The organism is Hydrocoleum sp. CS-953, assembly GCF_002260545.1.
Classification (GTDB): Bacteria; Cyanobacteriota; Cyanobacteriia; order Cyanobacteriales; family Microcoleaceae; genus Trichodesmium.
The window spans coordinates 1-5,083 of the sequence record NZ_LGSU01000858.1; the positions used below are offsets into that span (position 1 = coordinate 1).

Below are 5,083 nucleotides of genomic sequence, written 5' to 3' on the forward strand. Positions count from 1 at the left end.
CTTTCAATCCCTTGAAGCATTACCGCTTTTAGATTTTAGTCACTTCGCGTGCTCTGTTAATAATTATTTTACTCTCCAGTCTCTAATATTCCTTAAATACAAATTATCATCTTTTACAGTTGAATTGCTTCTTGTCAAACTTTTTCTCTAATTAAAAAGTGTAGACAATCTTCTTCTGTGAGATCTACTGAATATCCTAATAAATCTTCTAAAGATTGAATTAGAGAAATTTGGTCTAATAAAGTACAGTCTGGACGCAATTCAACCAAAAAATCAATATCGCTATTTGGTGTTTATTCTCCTCTGGCAACCGAACCAAAAATGCGAATATTAGATGCTTTATATTGAGTAGCTATTTCTAATATTTTCTCTCTTTTTTCTTGGAGTAATTGTTTGTGATTCATAATAATTTAAGGGAATAGGGAATAGGGAATAGGGAATAAGGTATAGGGTATGGAAGCAAAAAATATTTCCGATCATTCAGTTTTACCTCATTACTACAGAATCTGCTGTATAATCCCCATTTCTCCTGACTCTTGACTCCTGACTCCTGACTACGGAATCTGCTGTAATTGCCTAAGCACCAACACCTGTTCAAAATTAGTTTTTTTGAGATTTATTCATCCGTAGAAAAGGTATAAATTTTTGCACCCTATATTAACCAAAAATAGAAGGTTGTAGCTTTTTCTAGGGAAAATTTCTTATTTTTAAACACAAAATTAGCACAATAAGCTATGTATCCAGATGATACCAAATCGCTGAAATAACGCAAGTACGTGAAATATTTTGTAACAATTAGCCGAAATCAGAGATTTTTTGATAAGCATAAAAAATAATAATAGTTGATTATATTTTTTTTACTTATACTTTTGCGGTCTTGCAGGAAACTGTTTTTTAATTTTGGTCATAGAAGAAGGCGATCGCAACTTCTGTAGGAAAGTGAAGATTTTAAATAGGGTTTGCTGAATAATTAGGGTTTGCTGAATAAGTCTTATGAGTAAGGGTAGGAGACAGGAGACAGGAGGAATGGGTATGGGAGCGAGAAGGCAGGAGGAAGAATTATCCCTTGATTTTTCAGCCAATAGTCAACCCAAAATCCTAAGCCGTCCAAGATCATGGCTTTCATTACTTGCCCTGGGGTTAGAGTTTCTTTAATTTTTATTCCCACTATATTTATTCACTTCTTCTACCAATTCCCGGAACATCTACTATTCCTAAATGGTCTATATCTAAGATAGATAGAGCTTATGAGCGACTCTTTCATAATTTTTCTTTTTCTTTATTTGATTTTTATTCCCACTATTTTATTCACTTCTTCTACCAATTTCCGGAACATCTACTATTCCTAAATGGTCTATATCTAGGATAGATAGAACTTATGAGCGACTCTTTCATACTGTTTCTTTTTCTTGATCTGACGCTTATTTTTATACAAATAAATAGCCTAAAATCATTACTAGATAATCGTTTCACGTTTTATGATTAACAAAATTCATAATTATGAATTTTGCTTCAATATCTGCGGAATGTGGGTTTTATTAATGCAACTTGCCTATTTTCCAGACCCTGTACTCCTCACCTTCCCCACACTCCCCACCCTCTCCTACATACAAGCTATTGTAAAAAACCTACCTCTGTGAAGAAGAAATACTCCCCGACTCCCCGACTCCCCGACTCCCTCACTTCCTCAGCCTCCGCAAATCTAAAGTCAACGGATACTCCGAACTCAAACGCAACGACGACAACTCAACTTCCCCAGAAGAATGCCCCATCCCCATAAACCGCTCCACCATCCGCGACTCCGCCTCCCGATGATTCACCGGAAACTGCTGATAAACCTTCCCATTGGGAGGACTCACATAATAACTACATCCACCAATACTTCGCCCTACCGCACTATCCACAATTTCAAACACCAACGGACTATGACATTCGATCGCCGGATGTAACAAACTTTCATACTTCCGCGCTCTATACCTTACCCCCCCTACATACTCACCTGTCACACCCGTAGAGTGCAAAGGTACCTGACGACCATTACACAAAACTAAATACCGCGAACCCACACTATCCTGATTCGGCGAATCTCCCATCGCACCCCGCAACATTACCTGTAACCTTTCCATCGAATCATCCACATAACGCGCTGTTCCTCCACCAGTCGTTTCTTCTCCCAAAACGTGCCAAGGTTCAATTGCATAACGTAACTCCAATTCCAACCCTTCCCGCATTATTTCCCCAACTATAGGAAAACGAAATTCAAAAAACGGCGCAAACCAGTCAAATTCAAATCCAAAACCTGCCGACTGTAAATCTCCAATTACCTTTTGTAAATCCTCACCTATATAATGAGGCAGAAAAAAGCGGTCGTGCAACATAGTACCCCACCGAATCAAATCTCCCTGATAAGGTTTTTCCCAAAACCACGCGACCAAACTCCGAATTAACAACATTTGTAATAAACTCATTCTAGGATGGGGAGGCATGGCAAACCCACGAAATTCCAATAACCCAAACCGACGACGCAGATTTTCCACTGGAAATAATTTATCAATACAAAACTCGGTGCGGTGAGTATTTCCCGTGACATCTACTAATAAATTTCTCAACAAACGGTCTATTAATTCTGGCGGAACTTCCTTTCCCGGTTGTAACTCCTGAAAGGCAATTTCCAAGTCATACAAACTTTCATGTCGCGCCTCATCTATTCGGGGAGCTTGACTGGTCGGACCGACAAATAAACCAGAAAATAAATAAGATAAACTGGGATGGTGTTGCCAATATGTAATTAGACTCCGCAATAAATCTGGTCGTCTTAATAGAGGACTTTCCCAGACATTTTTTCCACCAATAGTAATATGCGCTCCTCCACCCGTACTTATCCGGCGACCATCTAACTGATATTTCTCAGTTCCCAACCGACACAAACGCGCCTCCTCATATAAACTTGTCGTAATCTCCAGCAACTCATCCCAATTTTCTGCCGGATGAATATTTACTTCTATCACTCCTGGATCTGGAGTAATTTGAAATGCATCTATTCCCGCATTGCCAGGAGGAGTGTAACCTTCAACTATGACAGGAATTTTTACTTCCTTTGCCGTATTTTCAATCGCTGCAATTAAATCCAAATAACTTCTAGCAGAAGTCATAGGTGGAATAAAAATATGTACTTTTCCCTGTCGCGCTTCTGTAGATAATGCCACCCGAATCGAATTTTCAGGAGCTTCTAAAAATGTTGCACTTGGAGTTGTAGGAGGATAGTTAATATCAACCGTTGCTTCAGGTTCCAAATTTTCTGCCCAAGAAATTGAACTAAGTGGCAAACGAAACCCCAACGGTGAGTCGCCAGGAAGCAAATATAATTTACCTTCTGGTAATTGCCAATAACAACTACTCCAGTGCAGATTTTCATTTTTCAACACTGACAAAATAGGCAAAACATAACCCACAGGTATTTCAGTTTCCTCTTCATAAGCAGGAATTATACAACNAGGTTCCAAATTTTCTGCCCAAGAAATTGAACTAAGTGGCAAACGAAACCCCAACGGTGAGTCGCCAGGAAGCAAATATAATTTACCTTCTGGTAATTGCCAATAACAACTACTCCAGTGCAGATTTTCATTTTTCAACACTGACAAAATAGGCAAAACATAACCCACAGGTATTTCAGTTTCCTCTTCATAAGCAGGAATTATACAACTTGACTTAATCCCCAACTGTTGCGCAATAGTTAGCATGAAAATTTTGGCTTCTGTTTGAGAATGACCGTAATTCTTGTTATCCTCTGCAATAAAAGAGCGATCGCCCCAAATAGGAAGCCCATCTTTACGCCAATAACATCCTAACGCCCACCTTGGCAAAGCTTCACCCGGATACCATTTACCCAAACCATAATGTAATAATCCCCCATTCTTAGCAAATCTTTTTTCCAGACGGTCTAACAATTCTCCCGCAAGTCGGCGTTTTTCATCTCCCAAAGCTTCTACTCGCCATTGCTGAGATTCAAAATCATCAATAGAAATAAAAGTAGGTTCTCCTCCCATAGTTAACCCTAAACCCAAACGTCTTAGTTTTGCCTCAACTTCCCGACCGAGGTTATCAATTTTTTGCCATTCCTCTTCACTGTAAGGTTTAGTAGGTCTAGGTTTTTCTTGATAACGAGAAACCTTGACCGAAAATTCTAAGTTAGACCCGCAGGGTTCAGTTGTACCTTTAACTGGATTTGCTGAAGTAGGTTCTGGAGTACAGACCAAGGGGATATGACCTTCTGCTGCCAAGAAACCAGAAGTGGGGTCTAGACCTATCCAACCCGCTCCCGGCAAATAAACTTCGGCCCAAGCGTGTAAGTCTCCATGGTCCGATTCTGGAGTAGGGGAATTATCAAGAGGAGGGATATCTTCTTTAAGTTGAATTAAATATCCAGAAACAAACCGAGCTGCTAAACCATAATGACGCAAAATTTGTACTAATAACCAAGCTGTATCTCGACAGGAACCAATTTTTTTATTGAGAGTTTCTTCACAAGTTTGAATACCTGGTTCTAGTCTAATTTCATAATTAATATCTTGGGAAAGTTGTTGATTAATAGAATTGATAAAATTAGTAGTATAGATATCTGTTTGTCTGTTTTTATCGATCCATTCCTGTAGTAATTTCCCAGATTCAGCGATTTCCAAAAAAGGAGTTAGTTGTTTGTTTAATGGATTTTCATAAACAAAAGGATATTTCTCTGCATAACTTTCCAGGAGAAAATCAAAAGGATTTATTGGTTGAAGTTCAGCAATTATATCAACTTCTATTTTGAGTTTATCTGTTTTCTGAAGAAAGTTAATTTTGCTAATAAAATTACCATGGAGGTCTTGTTGCCAAGTAATTTGATGTTCTTGAGGTTCAATTTTTAATGAATAGTTTTTAATTGGAGTCTGACAATGAGGGGAGGGACGCAATCCTAACTGATGCGGTCCGAGAATAATAGGGCGATCAAAATTATAAATAAGTTGATGATTAAGACTGACTTTTATTGACATTATTAATTCTGTTGTGAAAGACCAAGTAAGTAGTTTTTGAGACTTTTTTTATC

The 5,083-nt window shown here is 38.4% G+C and carries 1 protein-coding gene and 2 pseudogenes; all 3 read right to left on the bottom strand.

What is annotated here, in order from left to right; genetic code table 11:
- Positions 1-134 precede the first annotated feature (134 nt).
- Positions 135-404: pseudogene (locus AFK68_RS11160) on the bottom strand (nucleotidyltransferase family protein).
- Between the two features lie 1,275 nt (positions 405-1,679).
- Entirely contained in the window at positions 1,680-3,488 is a 1,809-nt protein-coding gene (locus AFK68_RS38635) for a transglutaminase family protein (RefSeq protein ID WP_210407351.1), read from the bottom strand.
- Positions 3,489-3,494: 6 nt separating this feature from the next.
- Positions 3,495-5,030: pseudogene (locus tag AFK68_RS41515) on the bottom strand (transglutaminase family protein); the annotation flags it as partial.
- Positions 5,031-5,083 lie beyond the last annotated feature (53 nt).